The sequence below is a fragment of the Paenibacillus sp. FSL H3-0321 genome, from assembly GCF_038002865.1.
GTDB lineage: Bacteria > Bacillota > Bacilli > Paenibacillales > Paenibacillaceae > Paenibacillus_AQ.
Window position 1 is genome coordinate 6,459,397 of sequence record NZ_JBBODH010000001.1, and the last position, 24,718, is coordinate 6,484,114.

Here is a 24,718-nt window from a genome sequence, read left to right on the forward strand (position 1 = left end):
GAGAAGACGTTAACTGCTTCACACTATATAGAATAATTTACACCACATTTAGGAGGCTTACAGATGGACGAGAAACTTAGGATTGAAAGCAGACTGGCGCAAATTGGTTCACAGGAAGATCCCGCTACAGGGGCAGTAAATTATCCGATTTATAATGCAACGGCATTCCGCCACCCTAGACTCGGACAAAGCACAGGTTTTGACTACAGCCGCACCAAAAGCCCAACCCGCTCTGTGCTGGAAGAGGCGGCTGCGGAGCTGGAATCCGGGGACGCCGGTTTTGCCTGCAGCTCCGGGATGGCTGCGCTGACCACAGTGTTTGCGCTGTTCGGGCATGGTGACCATCTGGTGGTCTCGCTGGATCTGTACGGGGGAACATACCGGCTGCTTGAGCGGATTCTGTCCAAGTACGGGATCAGCGCCTCCTATGTGGATACAAACGATCTTGATGCGCTGGAAGCGGCACGCCTTCCGAATACGAAGGCTGTATTTATTGAAACCCCGACCAATCCGCTGATGATGATTACGGATGTATCAGCCGTGTGTACGTGGGCCCGCCGCCATGGGCTGCTCACAATCGTAGACAATACACTGCTTACACCGTTCTTCCAGCGTCCGCTGGAGCTCGGCGCGGATATTATTGTCCACAGTGCCACCAAATATCTGGGTGGCCATAACGATGTCCTTGCGGGTCTTATCGTTACCAAGGGCACCGAGCTGTCGGCAGAAATGGCCATTCTTCATAACTCTCTGGGCGCCGTGCTTGCACCAAATGACAGCTACCAGCTGATGAAAGGCATGAAGACGCTGGCCCTGCGTATGGAGCGGCATGAGAGCAATGCGCTGGAATTGGCTCATTATCTGCTGGAGCACCCGGCTATTGCAGAGGTATTCCATCCGGGGTTGCCTGATCACCCGGGCTACGAGATTCAGAACCGCCAGTCCTCCGGCAACACCGGGATCTTCTCCTTCAAGGTAAAAGACGCCAGATATGTGGAGCCGCTGCTCCGCCATATCCGCCTGATCGCCTTCGCCGAAAGCCTGGGTGGTGTCGAGTCGCTGATGACCTATCCGGCGGTGCAGACCCATGCCGACATTCCGGTCGAAATTCGCGATGCCGTAGGCGTGGATGACCGTCTGCTGCGCTTCTCCGTCGGAATAGAGCATGTGAATGATTTGAAGAGCGATCTTAGCCAGGCACTGGAAGCAGCGCGGATCGAGCTTGAGGAAGCTGCGGATTAAGGGAAAGCAGGCGAGTGATAAAGGGTACCGGCAGCAGCGCCGCTTGATGGTGCTGCTGCTTTTTGATTTATTAGGAATGTAAAAACATGCCTGCCTCGGCTGAGGAATCGCGTGTACGCAAAAAGTTTCTCAAGCCGCCCGGATTGTGATACGATGAAGAAACGAGCTTATTCAAATGTTATACAAATTTAATTCATCCATCATACTAAATGGGCTTAAGAGGAGGCTGCGAACGATGAGTGCGATAGATCTTATTCTGGATAAGACGCTTAAGGGCGAACGTCTTCAATTGGAGGACACTATCCGGTTGTTCGAGAGCAACGAAATTGAGAAAATGGGCGCTGCCGCAGATATTATTATGAAACGCTGGCACCCGGACCCGCTGGCCACATTCGTGATCGGCCGCAATATTAACTACACCAATGTGTGCGATGTGTACTGCCGTTTCTGCGCATTTTACCGCAGACCCGGATCCGAGGAGGGTTATGTGCTTCCGGATGAGACCATCTATCAAAAAATTGCCGAAACCATAGCTGTAAACGGCACAGAAATCCTCATGCAGGGCGGCACGAATCCAAATCTGCCGTTCAGCTACTATACGGATCTGCTGCGTGGCATTAAGCAGCGTTTCCCGGAAATTACGATGCATTCCTTCTCCCCGGCGGAGATTATGAAGATGAAGGAAGTGTCCGGCCTTTCTCTGGAAGAGGTAGTACGGGAGATTCATGCCGCAGGACTAGATTCGCTGCCAGGCGGTGGAGCGGAAATTCTTGACGACCGTACCCGCCGCAAGATCAGCCGGCTGAAAGGCTCCTGGCGTGAATGGATGGACGTCATGCAGACCGCACATAAAATCGGCATGAACACGACCGCAACGATGGTTATTGGCCTGGGAGAGAGTATGGAAGAGCGGGCGCTTCATTTGCTTCGCGTACGTGAAGCTCAAGATGAGTGTATCGCCAATAAATATGACTCCGAAGGGTTCCTGGCCTTCATCTCCTGGACATTCCAGCCGGACAACACCAACCTGAAGCTTGACAGACAGACGCCGGAGGAATACCTGAAGACGGTAGCCATCAGCCGGCTTGTGCTGGATAATATCAAGAACTTCCAATCCTCCTGGGTAACGATGGGTCCTGAGGTTGGCAAGTTGTCCCTTCAATACGGATGCAATGATTTCGGAAGTACAATGATTGAAGAGAACGTGGTTTCCTCGGCGGGTGCGACCTACAAGGTCAACATCGAGTCGATCACCCAGCTCATCCGTGAGGCGGGCAAGATACCGGCGCAGCGCAACACACGCTACGATATTCTGCGGACATTCGAGGATGCCAATGCGAAGATCGACAATGATTTTGTGATGCAGAACTAGGAAGCTCCGCTGATATTCTAAGTTTAATACACCTTCATAACAATGCGTTAGAGCACCTGTCCGTGTACTTGGCAATTCACGGGCGGGTGCTTTTTGCTGTGTGCCTGCGTGGTGATAACTAACCAGCGGCTATGTCGAATCTACTAATATTTCAAGTTTTACAAAACTATTTATTAGATTTGATAAACTTCGATAGATTCCTTAACTTTGTCATGATACACTTTTTGCGGTCGGTATAAAGAGACAAAGTGGGAGGATTATTAACTTATGAAAGTAACAAGATGGAACAAGCCTATCGCTTCAATACTGGCGGCCACGGTTCTTGGTGCGCAAGTGTTGGGGGGGATGTTTGCAGGTTCAGTTTTGGGAGCGGAAAAGGTTGAAGCCGCAGGTGCTGCTGCAGACTCTTCGGCCACAGTTAAACTGCGGCTCATGAGCACAACGGACGTGCATACAAATGTCTATGGCTGGGACTACTTCAAGAATGATAAATCCTTGACGGTAGGTCTGGACCGCACGGCAACATTGGTTAAAACGGCCAGACAAGAGAATCCGAACAATCTTTTGCTCGACAACGGTGATTTGATTCAAGGCACTCCGCTTGGCACTTATATGGCAACCAAATCGGACATTATGACAAAGGCGGGCAAAATTCATCCGCTGATCGCAGCAATGAACGTGATGGGCTATGACGCAGCCACCTTCGGCAACCATGAATTCAACTACGGGTTGGAGTATCTGGATCGGGTAGTTAATGGAAGTAAGGAAGACAGCGAAGCTACGAATGCTGATTTTAAATATGTGAATGCAAACATTTATATTGACGACCATAATGCGGATCCTGCAGATGACGTCAATGCTTATAAGCCTTATATCATCATTCCTAAGACGGTTACTGACAGCAGCGGTCAGACGCAGACGATCAAGGTTGGACTCCTTGGACTGGTAACACCGCAAATTATGGAATGGGACAAAGTGAATCTGGAAGGCAAATATATCACCAAGGATATTGCCGAAACTGCAGAGAAGTTTGTTCCCCAAATGGAGCAAGCGGGCGCAGATGTAATCGTGGCGATGGCACATACCGGATTTGATGCATCTGCCGTGAAGGGAGATCTTTCCGAAAATGACGTCAATGCGCTGAGCAAAGTGCCGGGTATTGATGCCATTACGTTCTCCCACAGCCACAAGGTATTCCCGACCAACGGGAATGACGCCCTGCTGGATGCTTCTTTTAAAGATCCCGTGACCAAGCTGCCGTACAACAACGACAAAGCGGTCATCGACAATGCAAAGGGACACATCAATAATGTTCCTGCTGTACAAGCCGGCTACGGCGGTGCATACCTGGGCATCATCGATCTCTCGGTTGTCAAAGACGGAGGCAGCGGCTGGAAGGTGGATAAAGCCAACTCGGAATCCTCCACACGTTCGATCTACCGCACAGAAAACAAAGTGAACATCGCAAATGTTGCTCCGGATGCCGAAGTGGATGCGGCGGTTGCTGCCGACCATGAAGCTACAATCGCGTACACCGGCCAGAAGCTGGGCGAAACTACGGCACCGATGAACAGCTACTTCGCTATGGTACAGGATGATCCGACAGTACAGATCGTAACCTATGCGCAAAAATGGTACGTGGAGAATTACATCGCCACTAGCGCACCTGAATACAAGGATCTGCCAATTCTCAGTGTCGGGGCGCCTTTCAAAGCGGGACGAAATGGTCCTGACGAATACACCAAAATTGATAAAGGCGATTTGACGATTCGCAGCGCCAGCGACCTCTATCTCTATGACAATACGCTGAAAGCAATTCTGGTCAAAGGCAGCACAGTCAAAGAATGGCTTGAAATGAGCGCCGGTGCCTTCAACCGCATCAAAACAGGCATTTCGACGCCGCAGTCTTTGCTTAATCCTTCTTTTGCCGTATATAATTTCGATGTAATTGACGGAATTAAATACCAAATTGATGTGACCAAGAACGCGAAGTACAAGCCGGACGGGTCTATCAATGACGCAACTTCCAGCCGGGTGACGGAAGTGACCTACAACGATCAGCCGCTGGATATGAATCAGGAATTCGTCGTTGTAACGAACAACTACCGTGCCAGCGGCGGCGGCAACTTCCCAGGTGTGAAGGACTCGGTCATGATGCTGAATTCCCAGGAAGAGAACCGCCAGGTGCTGATGGATTACATTACCACTGCCGGTACAATTGATCCAACTGCTGACAACAACTGGTCGATTGCTCCGATCAAGGGGAATGTCAACGTTACCTTTACCTCTTCTCCAGCTGCAGCAGCAGTGATGACCGGGAACATTACGGATACCGGTGAGCGTGACGGACGTGATTTTGAAATCTACAATTTGAAATTGAAGGAAACCACTCCTCCGCCTACCGGGGATGTCGAGGTTCACCTTCTCGGAATCAATGACTTCCACGGCCAATTGGATACAACATCTATGGTGGGCGATAAGAAGGCAGGTACTGCAGCTGTGCTCGCCACCTATTTGAAAGAGGCACGCGCGAAATATCCGAATTCCCTGCTGTTCCATAACGGTGACTCCGTGGGTGCATCTGCACCGGTATCCTCGCTTGAACGCGACGAGCCGACCCACGAATGGATGAACCTGATGAAATTTGATGTGGGAACCTTGGGCAACCATGAGTTCGATCAAGGTGTTGCGGCGTTGAAAACACAAATTTTCGGCGGTGTGGACCCGGTTAACAGCAAAGTTAATCATGCGGGTTCGGATTTTGATTACATCAATGCTAATGCAATAGACAGCAAAACCGGAGAACCGATCATCACGCCTTACGTTATTAAGGAAGTTGGCGGTATCCAAATCGGCTTTATCGGCGTGGTTACCAAAGCGACGCCAAGCAAAGTATCCCCTGCCGGAACGGCTGGCGTGAAATTCCTGTCGGCTGAGGAAGAAGTTGCGGCGATTGAGAAATACGCCAAGGAGTTGCAGCAAAAAGGCGTGGAAACGATCATTGTACTTGCCCATGATCCCGCTACAACTAAAAATGATGTGACCACAGGCGAAGCTGCCGATCTGGCCAACGCGCTTCCGGCCAACTCGCCGGTAGACGTTATCGTAGCCGGAGATAACCATGCGCTGGCCAATGGGGTTGTGAATGGCAAGCTGGTTGTTCAGGCTTACTCTTACGGCACCGCTTTTGAAGACATCAAGCTTGTTATTGATCCTACTACCCGTGATGTGAAGAGCAAAACGGCTGTAGTTACGACTACATTCCAGGAAAATATCACACCTGACGCCGAGACTGAGGCGCTGGTGAATAAGTATCTGGCGCTTCATCCGGAGCTGACTCAGCCTGTAGGCACTACAGACGGAACGATTAACCGCAACGATGCCTACACCAAGGAATCCAATCTCGGCAACCTGATTGCCGATGCGATGCGCCAAGCCGATTTCGGTGATGGCAAAGGGACTGCTGATTTCGCCTTTATGAATCCGGGCGGTATCCGCTCTGACCTTCCAAAGGGAAATGTGGCATTTGGCGATTTGGCCAAAATCCAGCCGTTCGGCAACACGCTGGTGAAGCTGACCCTGACCGGCGAACAAATCAAAACGCTGCTTCAGCAGCAGTGGAATGTTAAAGCCGATGGAACGGTAGATACAAAAACACTGCAAATTTCCGGTCTGAAATATACGGCCAACATGTACCTGCCGGTTGCTGACCGTGTGGCCAACCTTACCAAGGCTGACGGAACCGCGATCAGCATGACTCAGAGCTATACGGCAGTAGTCAACAATTTCATGGCTGCAGGCGGTGACAATTACAGCGTATTGACGAAGGCAAGCGCAACTTTGCCGGGACCTATTGACCTCGACGTGTTCTATGACTACGTTGTGAAGACATTCAAGGGCGGTGCCATTACTGCGGCGCTTGAAGGACGTATCGTCAATAATCTTACGGCTCCTAGCACAGGGGGAGGCGGTACATTACCGACAGCAACACCAAAACCTTCTCCAACCACATCAGCAAGCCCGTCGCCTAGCGCAACACCTGCGCCGGCAGGAACTTCAGCGCCGGGTGCAACGCCGGTGCCGAGTGCAACAGCGGTTCCTGTATTTAAAGATCTGGGCAAGGTAGCCTGGGCACAGGAAGCGATCAGTGCTTTGGCCGCCAAAGGCATTGTCAAAGGCCTGGACGGCAATACTTTTGCTCCGGCGAAAACTGTAACCAGAGCAGAATTTGTAACCATGCTTGTTCGTTCACTGAACCTTAGCACGCCAGGAAGTGCAACGTTCAAGGATGTTAAGCAAGGAACCTGGTATTCTGAGCCGATCTCTATTGCGGTGAATGCCGGTCTTGTAAAAGGCTCCGGAGATAACCGCTTTGAGCCGGGACGTGTAATTACCCGCCAGGAAATGGCGATTATGATTGCGGGTGCGCTTAAAGAGCAGCTGCCTTCCGTAGACAAGACTGCGGTTTTGGCAAAGTTCGCCGATAAGTCCTCCATTGCCTCCTATGCCCAGGAAGCTGTTGCACAGCTGACAGAGCTTGGAATTCTGAATGGGATGGATGACGCCAAGTTTGCACCGAAATCTAATGCGAACCGTGCTCAGGCAGCGGTGATCATCTACCGCATGCTGGAGAATAAAGCATCTTAATTTCAGCTTTTACCCGGATGTTCCGCCGGCTCTCTTAGAGAGCAGCGGAACATCTTTTTTTAAAATATAGAATCTATATGCTTCACGTTATAAATTATCCTTCTATTTCTCGCTGAAACGGATACCGTCCTTTTGAGGACGGCGAAGTCGTTTCCACTTGTGCCAAGTATGTTTATTTTCTTTGTAAAAAAGGCCCATGCGGTTATGCGCATGGGCCTTTCATTGTTCATTAAGAGGATATCCGGCAGAAAGTTGATCTCTGCAGCTCGCTGACCGCTGCGGCTGCTCAGGGATTACTTCGCTGCAGCTTCCCACTTGCAGCGGATAGGGGAAACAATCGCATTTTCTTTCTTCAGCTCAGTGAAGGCTTTGTCAATGGCTTTGCGTTCCAGTCCCGACAGCTTTTCCACTTCACCTGCGCTAAGCGGGTTCGGCGAAGCTTTGATAATATCCAATACCTGTTCTTTAACACTCATGTTTTCCACTTCCTCGTTTGATTTTTGTGTATCACATTAGTTTTGCTATATAGATTGAATTTAAGATTTTCCCATTAGGCGAGGACGTAACTACGGTGAATATTTGGACTTCCGGCCGCTGTTGTCGTAAGAATTTCTTGATTTAACCCGCTATATGCGGTGGAAATCCGGTGACTGGTTATGCTTCCGAAGCGAGCTTTCCTATGGAAAGCTTTCAGGCGGTCGCTATCGCTCCTACAGTTCCAAAATTCCCCTCCGCTACTTGCCCTTTTGTGTAGTTTTTAAGTTCATTCTATATAGATTAGTAGTATAGGAAAACATGAGCAATAATGCAGTGATATTTTTGGGGGAATAAAAAAAGTAGGCGAGAAAAGGGATTTACATATACAACCAAAAGTGATATCATAATCATATCAAATACATATCTAATGGAGGTATCTTTATGAAAGAGAAAACACTGCGCCCGGTCAGCGGTTTCTGGGTTATCGCTTTAATTGTCATTTGTTTAGGCGGAGGCATTTACGGTGCGTCTCAGGAGTATGTGGCAGTACCGCTCATCCTGTTCGCTCTAGCTGCTGTGCTGTGTACGAGTATTACAGTAGTTCAGCCTAACAAGTCAGTGGTAGTGACCTTCTTCGGACAATATGTCGGAACCATTTCAAGCAGCGGTTTATGGGCGGTTATCCCGTTCAGCATTCGCAAGACGGTATCGCTTCGCGTACGCAACTTCAACAGCGTCAAGCTGAAGGTGAATGATGTGGAAGGCAATCCGATCGAGATTGCCGCTGTCATTGTGTTTAAAGTGATCAATTCGGCCAAGGCGTTGTTTGATGTAGATAAATATATGGCTTTTGTGGAAATCCAGAGTGAGACGGCTCTGCGGCATGTAGCAAGCAAGTATCCCTATGACAATTTCAACGAGTCAGGAATGTCACTGCGTGCCAATGCGGATGAAATTGCCAAGGAGCTGGCAACCGAATTGCAGGAGAGATTGTCCTTATCCGGTGTAGAGGTCATTGAAGCCCGGCTGACTCATCTGGCCTATTCTACGGAGATTGCCAGCACGATGCTCCAGCGCCAACAGGCATCCGCTATTCTGTCTGCCCGCCAGATAATAGTGGAAGGCGCAGTTGGAATGGTGGATTTGGCCATCCGCCAGCTTAAAGAGAGCGGAGTCGTTGAGCTTGATGAAGAGCGCAAAGCGGCGATGATCAACAATCTAATGGTAGCGATTGTGTCGGAGCGCGGAGCGAGTCCGGTCATTAACGCCGGCTCGTTGTACTAGAGGCGGTTCATCATGGCGGCCAAAAAAAGCTTTCCGCTGCGGATCGATCCTGAGCTCCATGAGGCACTGGAACGTTGGGCGGCAGAGGAATTCCGCAGCGTAAACGGACATATTGAGTATCTGCTGCGTGAGTCTTTGAAGCGTTCGGGCCGCTTGCCGGGAAGTAAACGCCGGGAAGAATAATACAGCTTGCGGAAGTTCGGGCAGGCTACAGGCTTGACGGAAGGTGAGGACAGATTTATAATTACTCCATAATTCACGTTATCAGCTCCGACAAAGACATGGACCGTTAGCTCAGGACCGCTTCAGAGAGAGGAAACAAGGCTGCAAGTTCCTCCGGTATCCGGCTTCCGATTTACCCCTTTGTAGCTGCGGTTATGAACTCCCGAATGCTGCTTGTTGAAGACAGCCGCTGCGGGACAGTAAGAACCGCCGGTTCATGGCCGTTATTCCCATGCTGACGAAGGATGTAATCCCGTAAATGGCTGCTTTTAATTTAAGGTAGTTAGCCGGGAGGAATCGAATTTGGGTGGAACCACGGGTGCAATCACTCGTCCCTTTGCGGGACGGGTGTTTTTTGTGTGCGTGGATCATTCCGTTCCGAAGTAAATGCTAACAAAACTTTTAGGAGGAACAATAATGTCAGTAAGTATCAAGCTACCGGACGGCTCAGTCCGGGAATACGCCGATGGCAGCAGCATCGATGATGTGGCCGCCTCCATTAGCAGCGGACTCCGCAAGAATGCCGCAGCGGGCAAAATGAACGGGATTGTCGTAGATTTGTCGACTCCACTGCAGGAAGACGCGCTGGTGGAAATTGTAACGCTGGATTCGCCGGAAGGCCTTGAAGTTATGCGCCACAGTACAGCCCACTTGATGGCCCAGGCGGTCAGACGCCTATTCGGCACAAAGGAAGTCAAGCTGGGAGTAGGTCCGGTAATTGAGGATGGCTTCTATTATGATATGGATCTGGAGCATCCGCTGAATCCTGAGGATCTGCTGAAGATTGAGAAGGAAATGGATCGCATCGTTTCCGAGAATCTGCCGATTGTACGCAAAGAGGTTAGCCGCAAGGAAGCGCTGGATCGCTTTGGCGAGCTGGGCGATCCTTACAAGCTGGAGCTGATCGAAGCGCTGCCTGAGGATAGCGTGATTACTATTTATGAGCAGGGTGAATTCTTTGACCTGTGCCGCGGCCCGCATCTGCCGTCTACTGCCAAGATCAAAGTGTTCAAGCTGATGAATGTGGCCGGTGCTTACTGGCGCGGGGACAGCAAGAACAAAATGCTTCAGCGCGTATACGGCACAGCCTGGCTTAAGAAAGCACAGCTGGACGAGCATCTGCATCTTCTGGAGGAAGCTAAGAAACGTGACCACCGCAAGCTGGGCAAGGAGCTGGAGATCTTTACATTCAACCAGCTGGTTGGACAAGGCCTGCCGATCTGGCTGCCGAAGGGCGCCAAGCTGCGCAGCATTCTGGAGCGTTATATTGTGGATCTGGAAGCCAGCCTTGGCTATCAGCATGTGTACACTCCGGTGCTGGGCAACGTAGAACTCTACAAAACTTCCGGCCACTGGGAGCATTATCAGGAAGATATGTTCCCTAAGATGACAATTGACAACGAAGAATTTGTGCTTCGTCCGATGAACTGCCCGCATCACATGATGATCTATAAGAGCTCGATGCACAGCTACCGTGATCTGCCGATCCGTATTGCCGAGCTTGGCATTCAGCACCGTTATGAAATGTCCGGCGCATTGACTGGTCTGCACCGTGTACGCTCCATGACCTTGAATGACTCCCATATTTTCTGCCGCCTGGATCAGATCAAGAGCGAGTTCACACGCGTGCTTGAGCTGATCAAGCAGGTGTACAGCGATTTCGGGATTTCCGATTACCGGTTCCGGTTGTCCTACCGTGATCCTAAGGATACCGAGAAATATTTCCCTAACGATGAAATGTGGGAGACTGCTCAGCGGATGCTGCGCGAGGTTGTTGAAGAAGCGGGCCTGCCGTTCTTCGAAGCAGAGGGCGAAGCCGCCTTCTACGGTCCGAAGCTGGACGTTCAGATCAAAACAGTTCTGGGCAAGGAAGAAACATTGTCCACTGTGCAAATCGACTTCCTGCTGCCGGAACGCTTTGAGCTTGAATATGTAGGCGATGATGGTCAGAAACATCGTCCGGTTGTGCTTCACCGCGGAATTCTCGGCACCATGGAGCGTTTCGTAGCGTTCCTTCTGGAGAATTTTGCCGGTTCGCTGCCGCTGTGGCTTTCCCCGCAGCAAGTGAAGATTATTCCGGTATCCTCTGCTTTTGACGAATATGCCAAAGAAGTGGAAGCGAAGCTGCTGAAGAGCGGCATCCGGGCTGAAGTGGACCTGCGCAACGAAAAGATGGGCTATAAGATCCGTGAAGCCCAGCTGGAAAAACTTCCTTATATGTTCGTCGTGGGAGAGAACGAGATGAACGCGGGATCCGTTTCCATCCGCAAGCGCGGTGAAGGCGATATCGGCGCTCAGCCGCTGCAGGAAGTTATTGATTCCCTTGCCAAAGAGATCGCCGAGCGTGTAATTTAGTCACCTGATATGAACCTCTGTCATAGGCCCCATGAAGCCGGAACCTGGTGCTTCATGTATAAAATTTTGTGAAACGGGAAACCTTCGCTAATAGGGGGAGGTTTAACAAATGAACAAAATGGGCTTATGTCAGAGGTTTTGGTGTCTATTCGTTACCATCGTGCTTATGCTGGCTGCTGCGGATATCTATCCGGATTATGGACGCAAGTCGGTTGAGGCGAGCGGGACGGGAGACACTGCCAATCCGCTAAACGTCCGTACAACGGAGTCAGAGGCTTCTCAAAATACAAAGGATTCAGCTGTTTTTACAAGTGTTCGCAATACCAAGCAATCAGAGGTGCCGGCTACCGGCCGCGTGATCCTGCATTCCCAGGAGACGATCTCCAGCGGAGCATCCTCACTCGGCGGTGCCTCAAGATCAACACGTCCTGCCGTAATACAGGCGCCTCAGCCTGCGGAAGGAACGGAGGGCCGCAAGAAGACCAATGCTGCTTCCAAGCTGCCGGCCACCGTGCCAGTAGCCGCACCGGCGCCGGAGCAGATCATCACTTCGCTGAAGGTCATGGCAACCGGCTATACGGCCGGATTTGAGTCTACAGGCAAAACCTCGAAGCATCCGCAATACGGGATCACGTATTCAGGTGTCAAGGTGCGCAGGGACAAAAATACCGTCTCCACCATCGCAGCGGACCCGAAGGTTCTGCCGCTGGGCAGCATCCTTTATATTCCGGGTTATGGCTACGCTGTTGTTGCAGATACCGGATCAGCGATTAAAGGACGGAAGATTGACTTATATTTTTCCACTACCAAGCAGGTGTATAAGGAGTGGGGCAAAAAAACAGTTGTGGTCCAGCTCATCAAACGCGGTAACGGGAAATGCACGGAGAGCATGCTGAAGAGTCTCAGCCGGGCGATCCAGACATACAAGACCGTTCCGCAAGACCTGCTGGAGGAAATCGTTTAAACGCAATTACGGACGTTAGGCAGTTTGAATTCTTTTTCACTTGGGTATGCATAATACAGCCCTTCACTTCCCATAATACGGACTGGGGCAAAACACTTGCCTCTTCCGAAAAGGGAGGTGAATTCCGTGGCTAAAAAACCAAAGGTACAAGAAAACTACAAAACACCGAATGAAAAATACAATGCTGAGTTTGCTGTCGAGAATGACGGCGCAACAAAGCAAAGCAACAACACTTTGTCCAAACCGGCCCAAAAACCGCAGCAGTAATGCGGTGATGGACTCTGGGTTACATCTAAAGGCAATGAAACAGGCTGTCCCGATCACGCTCATATTGAGCTGAGGGGCAGCTTTTTTTGCGGCTTTAAAGAGTAGCCATTGAAATAATCGATGAAATTTCTTACTATTAATACCAATGGACTCGGTCCAGAGACTGAGGCTTATTTACTTCTCGCGCCGCTGTTCCCCGCACCAGTATTCCTGTAGACTAAGGCTATAAGAAACGGATCACATGATTGCTATAACAACTAAAGGGGAAATGGATTATGAAAAGAAGGTTCACCAGCCAGGTACTTGGCGGTCTGATCCTGATTGGACTCGGAGCGGTGTTCCTGCTGAGACAGATGGGTTACACCGATTTCAGCATAGGATCACTAATTTCTGACTACTGGCCGGTTATTCTCATTTATATGGGTGTGCAGCGTTTACTATCCACGGACGACCATCAATCAAAATTTTCATCAGCGCTTGGCGGATTTTTCTTTCTGGCGCTTGGGGTCTTTTTCCTGGGCCGCAACTTGGACTGGTTCGATGTTTCAGCAGGCGACTTTTTTAAATTGCTGATACCCGTCATGCTGATCGGCGGAGGACTGTTTGTGATCTTCAAGCCGCGTAATGCTACACCACCGGTACCTCCCGTACCGCCAGCACCACCAGCGCCGCCAAGCTTCTACCCGCCGGGCCAGGGTTCACCGGATGCCCCGCCTCCAAAGCCGCTGGAATCGACGCTGGATGAGCAGTTTGAGCAGAAGTTCGGCAAACCTGCCGGAGAGCGTGACTGGAATGAATATTTAAATAAAGATAGTAATGAAGAAGAGATTGACCCTAAGGATGGCCGTTTTCAATCGGCTGCGGAATCGCGCTGGCAGGAGAACCGGGAACGTCATGAACGCAGACGGCAGGAGCGCCAGGACCGGCATGCCCGCAGACACGGCGAGTGGCATGAGGAGTTTCACCAGACAGAGGATCATAAGGAAACGACGAACCGGTCTGCTTTTATCGGAGATGTCCATATGGGACGCGAGCATTTTCAATTGAAGCATACCAACGTTTCGCAATTTATCGGTGACACGGTGCTGGACCTGACCAATGCGCAAATTCCTTACGGGGAGACGAAGATTAATATTTCCGCGTTTGTCGGCGACATCAAAGTGTATATTCCGGATGATATGAATCTTGGGGTTTCTGTGACCAGCAGTTCCTTTATTGGTGACATGCAGGTGCTGGAACAGTCGCGCAGCGGGTTTATGAGCAATGTGCAGTGCAAGACACCGTATTACAAGGAAGCAGGCAAAAAGGTCCGTATTAACGTGAGTGCTTTCATCGGTGACATTAAAGTCAAAACGGTAGGTTAAGGATGGGGACGATCTTTAGCAATACCAAATGGATGCTGCTTGTTTACTTCCTGCTCAGCGGAGGTTTGGCTGCCGGACTTGTGTATGCCGGAACTTGCTTGGGCTATATCGAAGTTGTGGATTACCGCATGTGGGTGTACCTGTGTGTTGGGATTGTATTGTTCACCGTGGTTATCGGCTATGTGGCGGGACAGCGGATTCAGCGCCGGATCGATCATCTGGATCTGAACATGCTGCAGGTGGCCAAAGGCAATCTGTCTGTACGGATGCCTGAGAGTGATGATCAGTCCTTTGCGCGGGTCTACCATGAATTCAACATTATGATGGACACCGTGGAGAACAAGATGCAATTACTGCAGCGGCTTGGGGAACAGGAAGTGATTGAAAAAGAAAAGGCGGCGGAGAGCGCGGTACTGGAAGAGCGGAGGCGAATGGCCCGGGATCTGCATGATACGGTGAGCCAGCAGCTTTTTGCGATTCATATGTCCGCTTCTTCGCTGCCTAAAGTTCTGGAACGCAATGAAGAGCAGGGCCAGATAGTGATGAACCAGTTAATTACGATGTCCCAAATGGCACAAAAGCAGATGAGAGCGCTGATTGCACAGCTGCGTCCGGTGGAACTGGAAGGCCGTAATCTGTTTGAAGCGCTGGAGAAATGGTTTCCGGACTATTGCCGCCAGAATGGGCTTAAAGGCGTGAAGGAGCTTGAACTGCAGGGCGAATTGTCGGAAGCGATCGAGCATCAGCTGTTCCTGATTATTCAGGAGTCGATGGCCAATATCGTCAAACATGCAGGAGCAAGGGTGGTCAGCCTGTCGTTGCGCGAAGTGCCGAGGCAGGTCGTACTGAGCATCAGCGATGACGGTCAGGGCTTTGAGCATGTGCAGCACAAGCAGGGGTCCTACGGGCTCACCACGATGCGCGAGCGTGCGGAAAAGCTTGGCGGCCAAGTGGAAATTATCAGCCGCAAGGGAGCGGGAACGACGATCCGCGTACATATTCCAAAGTTTGTGCAGGGCTATCAGGAACAGGGGGAATAAAACATGAGTCTTATAAAAGTGCTGCTTGTGGATGATCATGATATGGTGCGGATGGGGCTCAAAACGTATCTGATGCTGGAGCCCAGTTTTGAGGTTATCGGCGAAGCGGCGAATGGCCAGGAAGCGCTGGAAATGCTGAAGGCCGGCGGACAGGACGGTCTGCCTGATCTTGTGCTGATGGATCTGATGATGCCGGTGATGAACGGTGCTGAAACGACGAGGGCCGTCCTAGCCGAATTCCCCGGGCTTAAAATTGTCATCCTGACCAGTTTCCTGGAAGATGATCTGGTCGTAGACGCCATTGAAGCCGGAGCTGTCAGCTACGTGCTCAAAACTGTCTCGGCTGAGGAGTTGATCTACGCGCTGCAAGGAGCGTACCGCGGCATGCCGGTCATGACCGGCGATGTCTCACAAGCGCTGACCCGCGGCATCCGCCAGCGGACCGTACAGGGGGATTCCTCCGGCCTAACCGAGCGTGAGAAGGAAGTGCTGCTGCTTATTGCCGAAGGCAAAACCAACAAGGACATCGGCGAGGAGCTGCATATCAGCATCAAGACGGTGAAGACACATGTCAGCAACCTGCTGATGAAATGCGAACTGGACGACCGCACACAGCTGGCGATTTACGCCCACCGCAAGGGCTGGGCGCAGGGATAAAGGAAATGGATTCAATACAAATGGTTTTATAGGAATCTATCAGTAAATAGGACCTGACTATTTACTGGATGGTAGAATGAAGCTTGATCATAATAAGATGTTGTTAAGGGCCGGCGCGGCAATGTGTGCGCGGGCCTTTTTGTTTTTTTAATATCCTGAAGTAACAAATACAACAGCTTTGGTGGTTATTCCTCTGCTACGATGTCTGAACCCTATTATCTTTTATCTCCGCTTAAATTGTTTTTAATGTGACCTTAAGGTTTAAAGTACAAAATAAGAACAAGAGAACAACACAATACTCCTTGTCGAACAGGCAAGGCACGGGAGGAACGTAAACATGGACGATAACAAAAACAACTTCAATCGTGATAATGAACCTTCACCGGATCGGGAATGGGATAATACTAAGAACAATGACAGCAGCAATAATAACCAATCAACCGATTCAGGATCCTCATACTACTATTCCTATGGACCTTTTAAATCTTTGAACAAAGACGAGATGAATCCGGATGAAGTACAGCATTACAACCGGATGGAGTCGGAGCGGGTAGAGGTCACTCCTCCGCAGCCGATCAAACCGGCCCCTTACAGCACCTCACTTCGCACTACCGGAAATGACGGCGGTGGACGTGGCGGCAATGGCGGCAACGGTTCGGATGGCGGCAACGGCTGGCAGTATAACCGCAAGCCCCAGAGACCGATAAAAACCGCCTTGATTTCTTTCCTCGCCGGGATGGTCGTGCTGTCAGGCTCGATGTTCATGGCAGACCGCGGTAACTGGTTCACAGGTGGTGATCAGGCGGCAACAGCTACAGTGGCCAGCCCGGCAGCCAAGACGGCAGTCGGCAATGCCAATATTACTCCTTCGACGTCCACCACGGCACTTGTTACCGGATCAGGTGATGTGTCGAGTGTAGTAGATGGAGTTGGACCGGCAGTCGTCAAAATCGAGACCTTGGTCAAAACGGGCTCCGGCAGAAGCTCAACCAATCCAAACACGAGCGATCCGTTCTCACAATTTTTCTTCGGTGATCAATTCGGAGGCAGTGGATCCTCCGGGACGGACCAGAATTCCCAGTCAGAACCAGAGTCGGATTCATCCCAGCTAACTCCTTACGGTATTGGAACAGGCTTCATTTATGATTCGAGCGGATATATACTGACTAACCAGCATGTTGTTGATAATGCAGATGTTATTCAAGTAACTGTTGATGGAACCACCAAGCCTTATGAGGCGAAGCTGCTCGGCGCCAGCAAAGATCTGGATTTAGCAGTGCTGAAGATCGAAGGGGCAGACTTCCCTACAGTGGCTCTTGGAGATTCCGACAGCATCAAGGTAGGCTCTGAAGTTGTCGCGATCGGCAACCCGCAAGGTTTCGATCATACAGTCACTGCTGGTGTGCTGAGTGCGAAGGACCGCAGTATTGATATTAACGAAGAAGACGGCAGCGGGACACGCAATTACAAAAACCTGCTTCAAACCGATGCATCGATCAACCCTGGTAACTCCGGCGGACCGCTGCTTAACATGAACGGCCAGGTCATCGGAATGAATGTTGCCGTAAGCACGCAGTCTCAAGGTATCGGGTTTGCCATTGCGGTCAACACCATCAAAGAGGTAGTAGACAAACTTGAAGCCAACCAGGAAATTCCGAAAGAACCTGTTCCGTTTATCGGTGCCTCGCTCATGACCATTACAGATGAAGTGGCGAAACAAATGGGTACTGACATCAAAGAAGGATCTGTAGTTGCTGAGATTGTCTTTAAATCACCGGCTTATTCCGCCGACCTGCGTCCTTATGACATCATTACAGGTGTGAACGGAACGAAATATGCAACCAGCCAGGATCTGATTACTTATATTCAATCCTTGAAGGTTGGAGACAAGGTCACAATGAATGTGGTCCGTGACGGCAAAACGCTGGAGCTTCCGGTTACCATCGGCAACAAAAATGATTTTGACACCACCCAAACTCAGAAGCAGTAAATACACCGGACGGTAAAGTGAACAGCGGAAGGGGGAACCCTTCCGTTTTTGCTGCACAGGGCGCTGGGCCGCACATTCATGCTACAATAGAGATAAACGATTTAGACAATGGGGGCTGCTTGATGCGACCGAATATTCTAATTATTGATGACGATGAAAAAATTATTTCCATGCTGCGCCGTGGTCTTGCCTTTGAGGGTTATGATGTTAAAACTGCGGCTAATGGGGCCGACGGACTGCGTGCTGTTCTGAACAGCGATCCTGATGTAGTCATACTCGATGTGATGATGCCGCAGGTAGACGGCTTTGAGGTCTGCCGCCGTTTGCGGGAAGGCGGAAGCAGTGTGCCTGTACTGATGCTGACAGCCAAGGATGAAATCGAACACCGGGTCAAAGGGCTGGATCTCGGAGCAGATGATTATCTGGTGAAGCCTTTTGCGCTGGAGGAGCTGCTGGCCCGGGTGCGCGCACTGCTTCGCCGCAAGAGCGAGCAGGGAGGCGGCGCAGAACAGGCAGTGTCGTATGAGGATATTACGCTGGATGTGGACTCGCGTGAAGTCACTCGCGCCGGCAAACGTCTGGAGCTGACGGCCAAGGAGTTTGAACTGCTGCATTTGTTCATGCAGAATCCGAAGCGCGTATTGTCCCGCGACCTGATTATGGATAAAATTTGGGGCTATGATTACAGCGGGGAGTCCAATGTGCTTGAGGTCTATATTGCCATGCTGCGCCAGAAGACGGAGGAGCACGGCGGCAAACGTTTGATCCAGACGATCCGGGGAGCCGGTTACATTCTAAGAGGTGACAATTAAACATGTCTATTAAATTGCGGCTGACAGCCTGGTATTCAGGAATTTTGGCCGTTATGCTGCTGGCTTTATCAGCCGCAATTTACGGTTTTGTCTATTTTAATACGTATGGTGATTTGAAGGACCGGCTTAAACTGCAGGCACAGCAGGTTCAACCCGACATGGGCTTGAACAATGACGGTACTTTGGGGCCGGTGCTTAGAGGACCTGCAGGACAAAGTTTATTTGCCCAAGTGTATATTTATGACCTGGAAAAGCTGATTCTCAGCACGAACATGACACAGATCAATCTGGAATTCAAATTCCCCGCGAAAGAAAATATCCAGAAGCAGCAAGGATTCTCTCAGTCCTATTATGGCGGGAATCCCTTTCTGATCTACCAGCAGGCAGTTGATGTTGCTACTAGCAGCGGCAATCATGCAGGTGTACTTCAGGTTGCAGTATATATTGGGGAACAAGTGACAATGCTGACCCGGCTCAAGAACATCCTGCTCGTCGGCTCCTTTGCCACGCTGATCGCAGCCTTCACCTTCGGCCTGTTCCTGGCCCGTAAATCTATGAGCCCGATCGGCATGGTCATTGAAGCTGCGAACGGAATTCAGACGGGAACCGATCTGAGCTCCCGGATTGAATATGACGGTCCGCCGGATGAAATCGGGCGGCTGATTGAAACGGTCAACAGCATGCTGGGGCGGATGGAGGATTTCTATAAGGACCTTGAGGATTCGTATGCAACCCAGCGCCGGTTTGTATCCGATGCCTCGCATGAGCTGCGTACTCCGCTTACCACGATTCGCGGGAACATCGACCTGCTGCAAAAAATATGGGAGATGGAGCCGGGCGAGAGCAGAATGAGCGAGGCGGAAATCCGCCAGCTCTCTATTGAGTCGGTGAAGGATATTGCCGATGAATCGCAGCGCATGAGCCGGCTGGTCGCAGATATGCTCTCGCTGGCACGCTCCGATACCGGGCGGACCTTTGATAAGGAGCCGGTAGCGCTCGAGCCGATGATGACTGAGGTCGCCCGCCGGGCGTCCTTCCTGCCGCGGCAGGCGGAATGGTCTGTAGGGGCTATGGGGCATCTGAACGGCAAATATATTGTCGGCAACAAGGATTATCTGCAGCAGATGTTATTCATTTTTATCGATAATGCCTTCAAGTACACACCTTCCGGTGTTGTGACGCTGGACGCTGTCTTTTATCAGAGCCAGGTGGGGATCCGCATCACGGATACCGGAATCGGGATGGACAAGGATGAGGTGCCGCATATCTTTGACCGGTTCTACCGGGCCGATGAGTCGCGGGGAATTACGGAAGGAATTGGTCTCGGGCTGTCCATCGCCAAGTGGATTATTGATGAGCATGGCGGTTCAGTGGAGGTCGTTACCCGCCAGGGCGAGGGGACTACTTTTGTCATCTGGCTGCCCCTTCTCTTTGCTCCGCCGCTGGAATAGGGTATAATTAGGCAGGTCCTATTACAGCCGTCATTGACAGCAGAAAGCCGGTGAATTCATGGAAGTTATCAAAATATCTCCCCGGGGCTATTGCTACGGTGTCGTCGACGCCATGGTAATGGCACGGCAGGCCGCACAAAATCTTGATCTGCCCCGGCCGATTTATATACTGGGCATGATTGTTCATAATAGTCATGTTACCAATTCTTTTGAGGATGACGGAATTATTACTCTAGACGGCCATAACCGTCTGGATATTCTCGATAAAGTCGACAGTGGTACCGTTATCTTCACCGCACACGGCGTTTCGCCGGAGGTGCGCAAGATGGCCCGCGCCAAGGGGCTGACGACCGTAGATGCCACCTGCCCCGATGTAACCAAAACGCATGACCTCATCAAGGAGAAGGCAGAGGAAGGCTACGAGATTATTTATATTGGCAAGAAGGGCCATCCGGAGCCGGAAGGCGCTGTTGGCATTGCCCCGGAGCATGTCCACCTGATTGAGAAGGAAGAGGAGATTGCAGGGTTGTCTGTGCCTTCTTCCCGTATCGTTATTACGAACCAGACCACAATGAGCCAGTGGGATATTAAAAATATCATGAAAAAGCTGCTGGAGAAGTTCCCCGGCGCTGAGGTGCATAACGAGATCTGTATGGCTACCCAGGTACGGCAGGAAGCTGTAGCAGAGCAGGCCGGTCAATGTGATCTGGTCATCGTCGTTGGCGACCCTAGAAGCAACAACTCCAACCGTCTGGCACAGGTGTCAGAAGAGATCGCAGGCGTGCCTGCCCATCGTATTTCTGACGTGTCGGAACTGAATACAGAGTGGCTTAAGGGAGTGTCCAAGGTAGGGGTAACGTCCGGCGCTTCGACGCCTACACCGATTACGAAGGAAGTTATCAGTTACCTGGAGCAGTATGATCCGGCGCTTCCGGAGACATGGGAAATCAAACGTACGGTGAATATGGCGAAGCTGCTGCCTCCGGTGAAGAACAAGACTGCGAGCGCTACCTAAGGTTTGTCCCGGCATTTGAACTTATAAATTAGGTAAATATGAAGCACACAGATTCCGGCAGCGGAGCCTGTGTGCTCTTTATTATTGGAAGGAAAGCCCCTTCATTATTCCATACTATACCAAGCGAAGTTCCAGTGTGCACCAGATATATAGCTTCATGAATACTAATAAATGGTAACTAGTGCAGCTGGAACCGTAATTGAAGGTTGACGAAAAGGAAAAAATGCGGTAAAATTACTTTAGTGCTTAAAAGCGAACACGCGTCGTAGCGTGATAGTATCGTGTTTTTTGTAAGGTAACATTTACTAAATAATTGCCTAAAAGGGGAGCTATAATATGATCGTTATTACATCCAATCAAACACCGCAGGAGCAGGTAAATGATATTATTTCCGTTATCGAAAAGGAAGGGCTGCAGGTTCATCTCTCCCGGGGGGCGGATCATACGGTTATCGGCCTGATCGGTGGAGTCACACCGAAGCTTGCCGAGCATTTGCGCCAGATGAAAGGTGTGGAGAACGTAGTGAAAATCTCCAAATCCTATAAGTTGGCGAGCCGTGATTTCCATCCGGAGGATACGATTATCGATATCCGCGGCGTGAAGATCGGCGGGGAAAATCTTGTCATTATGGGTGGGCCTTGTGCCGTTGAATCCCCGGAGCAGATTGACGAAATCGCCCGGCTGGTGAAAGCTTCCGGTGGCCAAGTATTGCGTGGAGGTGCGTTCAAGCCGCGTACCGGACCTTACAGCTTCCAGGGTGTCGGTGTAGAAGGACTGACAATGATGGCGGAAGCCGGCAAGCGGCATGGTCTGCTGACCATTACCGAGGTAATGACACCGGAGTATGTGGATATTTGTGCGGAGCATGCTGATATACTGCAGGTGGGCACACGCAATATGCAGAATTTCGACCTCTTGCGCAAGCTGGGGACCTGCGGACGTCCGGTATTGCTTAAGCGCGGCTTCAGTGCTACTTACGATGAGCTCCTCAATGCGGCGGAATACATTCTGGCCGGCGGCAACCGTGATGTCATGCTCTGTGAGCGCGGAATCCGCACATTTGAAACCTACACCCGCAACACGCTGGATTTGTCAGCAATTCCGGTGCTTCAGAACCTCAGCCATCTTCCGGTGATTTCTGACCCGAGCCATGGTACAGGACGGCGTGAACTGGTTGCACCGATGGCCAAAGCTTCTGTTGCTGCGGGAGCCAACGGGCTTATTATCGAAATGCATACCGATCCCGACAATTCCATGACAGGCGATGGGGTCCAGTCTCTGTTCCCTGAGCAGTTTGATAACCTGCTGAGAGATCTGGAGAAGCTTGCTCCGCTGGTGGGACGCAAGTTCTCGGAGTCTCTTGAGCCTGCCCCGATTCTTTAGTACAAGAAGCAGAAATCAGCCTTTAGGCCGTCCTCTTCTCCGCTTACGGGCGTAGGGAAGGACGGTTTTTATGTATCGTATTGAATGAATGTGACATAGGAAATAGAGAAAGTTGCTTTTTTCACTAAAGCGTTAGAATATCTTACATTGTCTTCAAAAATACCTGACATAAGCATTGACGATGTTAGGTTTGAGATTTATAATGACGACAGCAAAAAAATTATAAACAAGAACATTTGATACTGTGAGCGGCCTAATGTTCGGAAATTGGGGAGGAATATATTCATGTCGGTTGAAAAAGTGTTGCAGACGATCAAGGAAAACAATATCGAGTGGGTGGATTTTCGTTTTGTAGATTTGGGTGGACGTGCTCACCATATCTCATTGCCAGCATCCGCAGTGGAAGCAGAAACATTTGAAAATGGTGTTGCGTTTGACGGCTCTTCCATCAAAGGATTCCGCGGTATTGAAGAATCTGACATGGTAATGATGCCTGATCCAAGCACTACATATATCGATCCTTTTACAGCTCATCCGACGCTGAACATCATGTGCGATATTTTCACCCCTGATGGTGAACGTTACGAGCGCGACCCTCGTGGTATTGCAGTGAAAGCAGAAGAATTCCTGCAAGCAAGCGGTGTGGGTACAGCAGCTTTCTTCGCACCAGAATCCGAGTTCTTTATCTTCGACGATGTGCGTTATGAGAGCGGAATGAACAGTTCTTCCTACTTTGTAGATTCCGAAGAAGCGGTATGGAATACCAACCGTAAAGACGAAGGCGGGAACCTGGGATTCAAAGTTGGCGTTAAAGGCGGTTATGTTCCAGTAGCGCCAGTGGATTCCCAACAGGATATCCGCAGTGAAATGTGCCGTTTGCTGGCTGAAGCCGGACTTGAAATTGAACGTCATCACCATGAAGTGGCAACTGCAGGCCAAGCGGAAATCAACTTCCGTTTTGATACCTTGAAGAAAACAGCTGATAATCTGCTGACTTACAAATATATTGTGCAAAACACTGCACGCCAATACGGAAAAGTGGCAACATTCATGCCAAAACCGCTGTTCGGCGATAATGGTAGCGGTATGCACGTTCACCAATCTATCTTTAACGGCGACGCTCCTTTGTTCTACGAAAAAGGCGCTTATGCCAACCTGAGTGAGATGGCCTTGCACTATATCGGCGGTATCCTGTATCATGCTCCGGCACTGATCGCGCTGACTAACCCAAGCACTAACTCGTTCAAACGTCTGGTTCCTGGTTATGAAGCACCGGTTAACCTGGTTTACTCCAAAGGAAACCGTTCCGCTGCTGTTCGTATCCCGGTAGCTGCTGTGACACCTAAAGGCTGTCGCATCGAATTCCGTACACCGGATTCCACAGCCAACCCTTACCTGGCATTTTCAGCTATGCTGATGGCCGGTCTGGACGGAATCAAGAAGAAGATCAACCCGGAAGAAATGGGTTACGGTCCTCTGGACAAGAACATCTACGAACTGTCCGATGCAGACAAAGAAAAAATCCGCAGCGTTCCGGGCAGCCTGAGCGAAGCACTTGATTCTCTGGAAGCTGATTACGAATTCCTTACTGAAGGCGGCGTATTCACTAAAGACTTCATCGATAACTATATCGCTCTGAAACGTTCTGAAGCTCAAGAAGTTGCGATTCGTGTTCATCCGCATGAATACTCCCTGTACTTCGATCTATAAGTTAGCTTAATTTTTGTTAAGAAGCCCCCGGGTATCCCGGGGGCTTCTTTGTGGTCTGTATCTCTTAATCAATGTCTCAAAATAAAAAACAATTCATGAAAATTACGAAAAGTTTCGTTAATATAACATAAATTTACATAATTAGAATGAATGAAATATAGAGTTTATATGTAATGTGATTGGTTTAAGGCATTTTTGATAAGAAAACTCAAGATTTCTAGGCCCATTCGAGTGAAATTTATCGAAAATATGAATTATCGAAAATAGTTTCGGTCCAACTATTGTGATTATTATTGATTGGTGAAAAGTGATGCCCTACGTGATAAATCTGTTAATCCCTTGATATATCAGGCTTTATTCTATGTTTTATTATTAATCGAGTTTATAAGCGGAAATTACTTTACAACGATATCTAACGATGTGATAATAAATACCGAAAGCGGTTTCTGTAAAATAGATAAAAAAG

Annotated in this window: 18 protein-coding genes; 17 read left to right on the forward strand and 1 reads right to left on the reverse strand. The window is 50.1% G+C overall.

All coding sequences use genetic code 11. The annotated features are described in order from the left end of the window. Positions 1 to 63 precede the first annotated feature (63 nt). The 3 genes from MHI45_RS28660 (at position 64) to MHI45_RS28670 (ending at position 7,261) form a co-directional block, all read left to right on the forward strand. Entirely contained in the window at positions 64 to 1,242 is a 1,179-nt protein-coding gene (locus MHI45_RS28660; protein ID WP_076111521.1) for an aminotransferase class I/II-fold pyridoxal phosphate-dependent enzyme, read from the forward strand. Between the two features lie 235 nt (positions 1,243 to 1,477). After that, positions 1,478 to 2,614 (forward strand): cyclic dehypoxanthinyl futalosine synthase, encoded by a 1,137-nt coding sequence (mqnC, locus tag MHI45_RS28665; RefSeq protein WP_038588354.1) that lies wholly within the window; start codon positions 1,478 to 1,480, stop codon positions 2,612 to 2,614. A 267-nt stretch (positions 2,615 to 2,881) separates the two neighbouring features. After that, positions 2,882 to 7,261 (forward strand): bifunctional 2',3'-cyclic-nucleotide 2'-phosphodiesterase/3'-nucleotidase, encoded by a 4,380-nt coding sequence (locus MHI45_RS28670; RefSeq protein ID WP_341119809.1) that lies wholly within the window; start codon positions 2,882 to 2,884, stop codon positions 7,259 to 7,261. A gap of 293 nt (positions 7,262 to 7,554) precedes the next feature. Here MHI45_RS28670 and MHI45_RS28675 read toward each other — a convergent pair whose 3' ends face one another. Next, complete coding sequence (locus MHI45_RS28675) at positions 7,555 to 7,737, reverse strand: hypothetical protein (protein ID WP_038588359.1); 183 nt, start codon at positions 7,735 to 7,737, stop codon at positions 7,555 to 7,557. Between the two features lie 442 nt (positions 7,738 to 8,179). Here MHI45_RS28675 and MHI45_RS28680 point away from each other — a divergent pair, with 442 nt between their 5' ends. The 14 genes from MHI45_RS28680 to glnA all read left to right on the forward strand — a co-directional run bounded on the left by MHI45_RS28680 (position 8,180) and on the right by glnA (position 24,252). Then, the gene (locus tag MHI45_RS28680; RefSeq protein ID WP_038588360.1) at positions 8,180 to 9,022 is read left to right on the forward strand and encodes an SPFH domain-containing protein; all 843 of its coding nucleotides are present in this window, start codon (positions 8,180 to 8,182) and stop codon (positions 9,020 to 9,022) included. Positions 9,023 to 9,034: 12 nt separating this feature from the next. Beyond that, entirely contained in the window at positions 9,035 to 9,205 is a 171-nt protein-coding gene (locus MHI45_RS28685; protein WP_038588362.1) for a toxin-antitoxin system HicB family antitoxin, read from the forward strand. A 456-nt stretch (positions 9,206 to 9,661) separates the two neighbouring features. Further along, the gene (thrS, locus tag MHI45_RS28690; protein ID WP_076113052.1) at positions 9,662 to 11,599 is read left to right on the forward strand and encodes a threonine--tRNA ligase; all 1,938 of its coding nucleotides are present in this window, start codon (positions 9,662 to 9,664) and stop codon (positions 11,597 to 11,599) included. A 436-nt stretch (positions 11,600 to 12,035) separates the two neighbouring features. Next, a complete protein-coding gene (locus MHI45_RS28695) occupies positions 12,036 to 12,563 on the forward strand; it encodes a 3D domain-containing protein (RefSeq protein WP_076113096.1) in 528 nt (175 codons plus the stop codon). A gap of 126 nt (positions 12,564 to 12,689) precedes the next feature. Further along, positions 12,690 to 12,830 (forward strand): hypothetical protein, encoded by a 141-nt coding sequence (locus MHI45_RS28700; RefSeq protein WP_179091822.1) that lies wholly within the window; start codon positions 12,690 to 12,692, stop codon positions 12,828 to 12,830. Positions 12,831 to 13,105: 275 nt separating this feature from the next. Further along, the gene (gene liaF / locus MHI45_RS28705; RefSeq protein WP_076113053.1) at positions 13,106 to 14,194 is read left to right on the forward strand and encodes a cell wall-active antibiotics response protein LiaF; all 1,089 of its coding nucleotides are present in this window, start codon (positions 13,106 to 13,108) and stop codon (positions 14,192 to 14,194) included. A gap of 2 nt (positions 14,195 to 14,196) precedes the next feature. Next, complete coding sequence (locus tag MHI45_RS28710) at positions 14,197 to 15,234, forward strand: HAMP domain-containing sensor histidine kinase (RefSeq protein WP_038588372.1); 1,038 nt, start codon at positions 14,197 to 14,199, stop codon at positions 15,232 to 15,234. 3 nt (positions 15,235 to 15,237) lie between these two features. Then, positions 15,238 to 15,891: a response regulator gene (locus MHI45_RS28715; protein WP_076113054.1), complete on the forward strand. Its 654-nt coding sequence runs from the start codon at positions 15,238 to 15,240 to the stop codon at positions 15,889 to 15,891. A gap of 337 nt (positions 15,892 to 16,228) precedes the next feature. Next, on the forward strand, positions 16,229 to 17,881 hold the full coding sequence (locus tag MHI45_RS28720) for a S1C family serine protease (protein ID WP_076113055.1): 1,653 nt from the start codon (positions 16,229 to 16,231) through the stop codon (positions 17,879 to 17,881). A gap of 122 nt (positions 17,882 to 18,003) precedes the next feature. Next, positions 18,004 to 18,693, forward strand: a complete 690-nt coding sequence (locus MHI45_RS28725) for a response regulator transcription factor (protein WP_076113056.1) — start codon at positions 18,004 to 18,006, stop codon at positions 18,691 to 18,693. Between the two features lie 2 nt (positions 18,694 to 18,695). Next, positions 18,696 to 20,144, forward strand: a complete 1,449-nt coding sequence (locus MHI45_RS28730; RefSeq protein ID WP_076113057.1) for a sensor histidine kinase — start codon at positions 18,696 to 18,698, stop codon at positions 20,142 to 20,144. A gap of 58 nt (positions 20,145 to 20,202) precedes the next feature. Next, complete coding sequence (locus MHI45_RS28735) at positions 20,203 to 21,159, forward strand: 4-hydroxy-3-methylbut-2-enyl diphosphate reductase (RefSeq protein ID WP_038588386.1); 957 nt, start codon at positions 20,203 to 20,205, stop codon at positions 21,157 to 21,159. A 336-nt stretch (positions 21,160 to 21,495) separates the two neighbouring features. Continuing rightward, the gene (gene aroF, locus MHI45_RS28740) at positions 21,496 to 22,542 is read left to right on the forward strand and encodes a 3-deoxy-7-phosphoheptulonate synthase (protein WP_076113058.1); all 1,047 of its coding nucleotides are present in this window, start codon (positions 21,496 to 21,498) and stop codon (positions 22,540 to 22,542) included. A 285-nt stretch (positions 22,543 to 22,827) separates the two neighbouring features. Beyond that, entirely contained in the window at positions 22,828 to 24,252 is a 1,425-nt protein-coding gene (gene glnA, locus MHI45_RS28745) for a type I glutamate--ammonia ligase (protein WP_038588392.1), read from the forward strand. Positions 24,253 to 24,718: the final 466 nt, after the last annotated feature.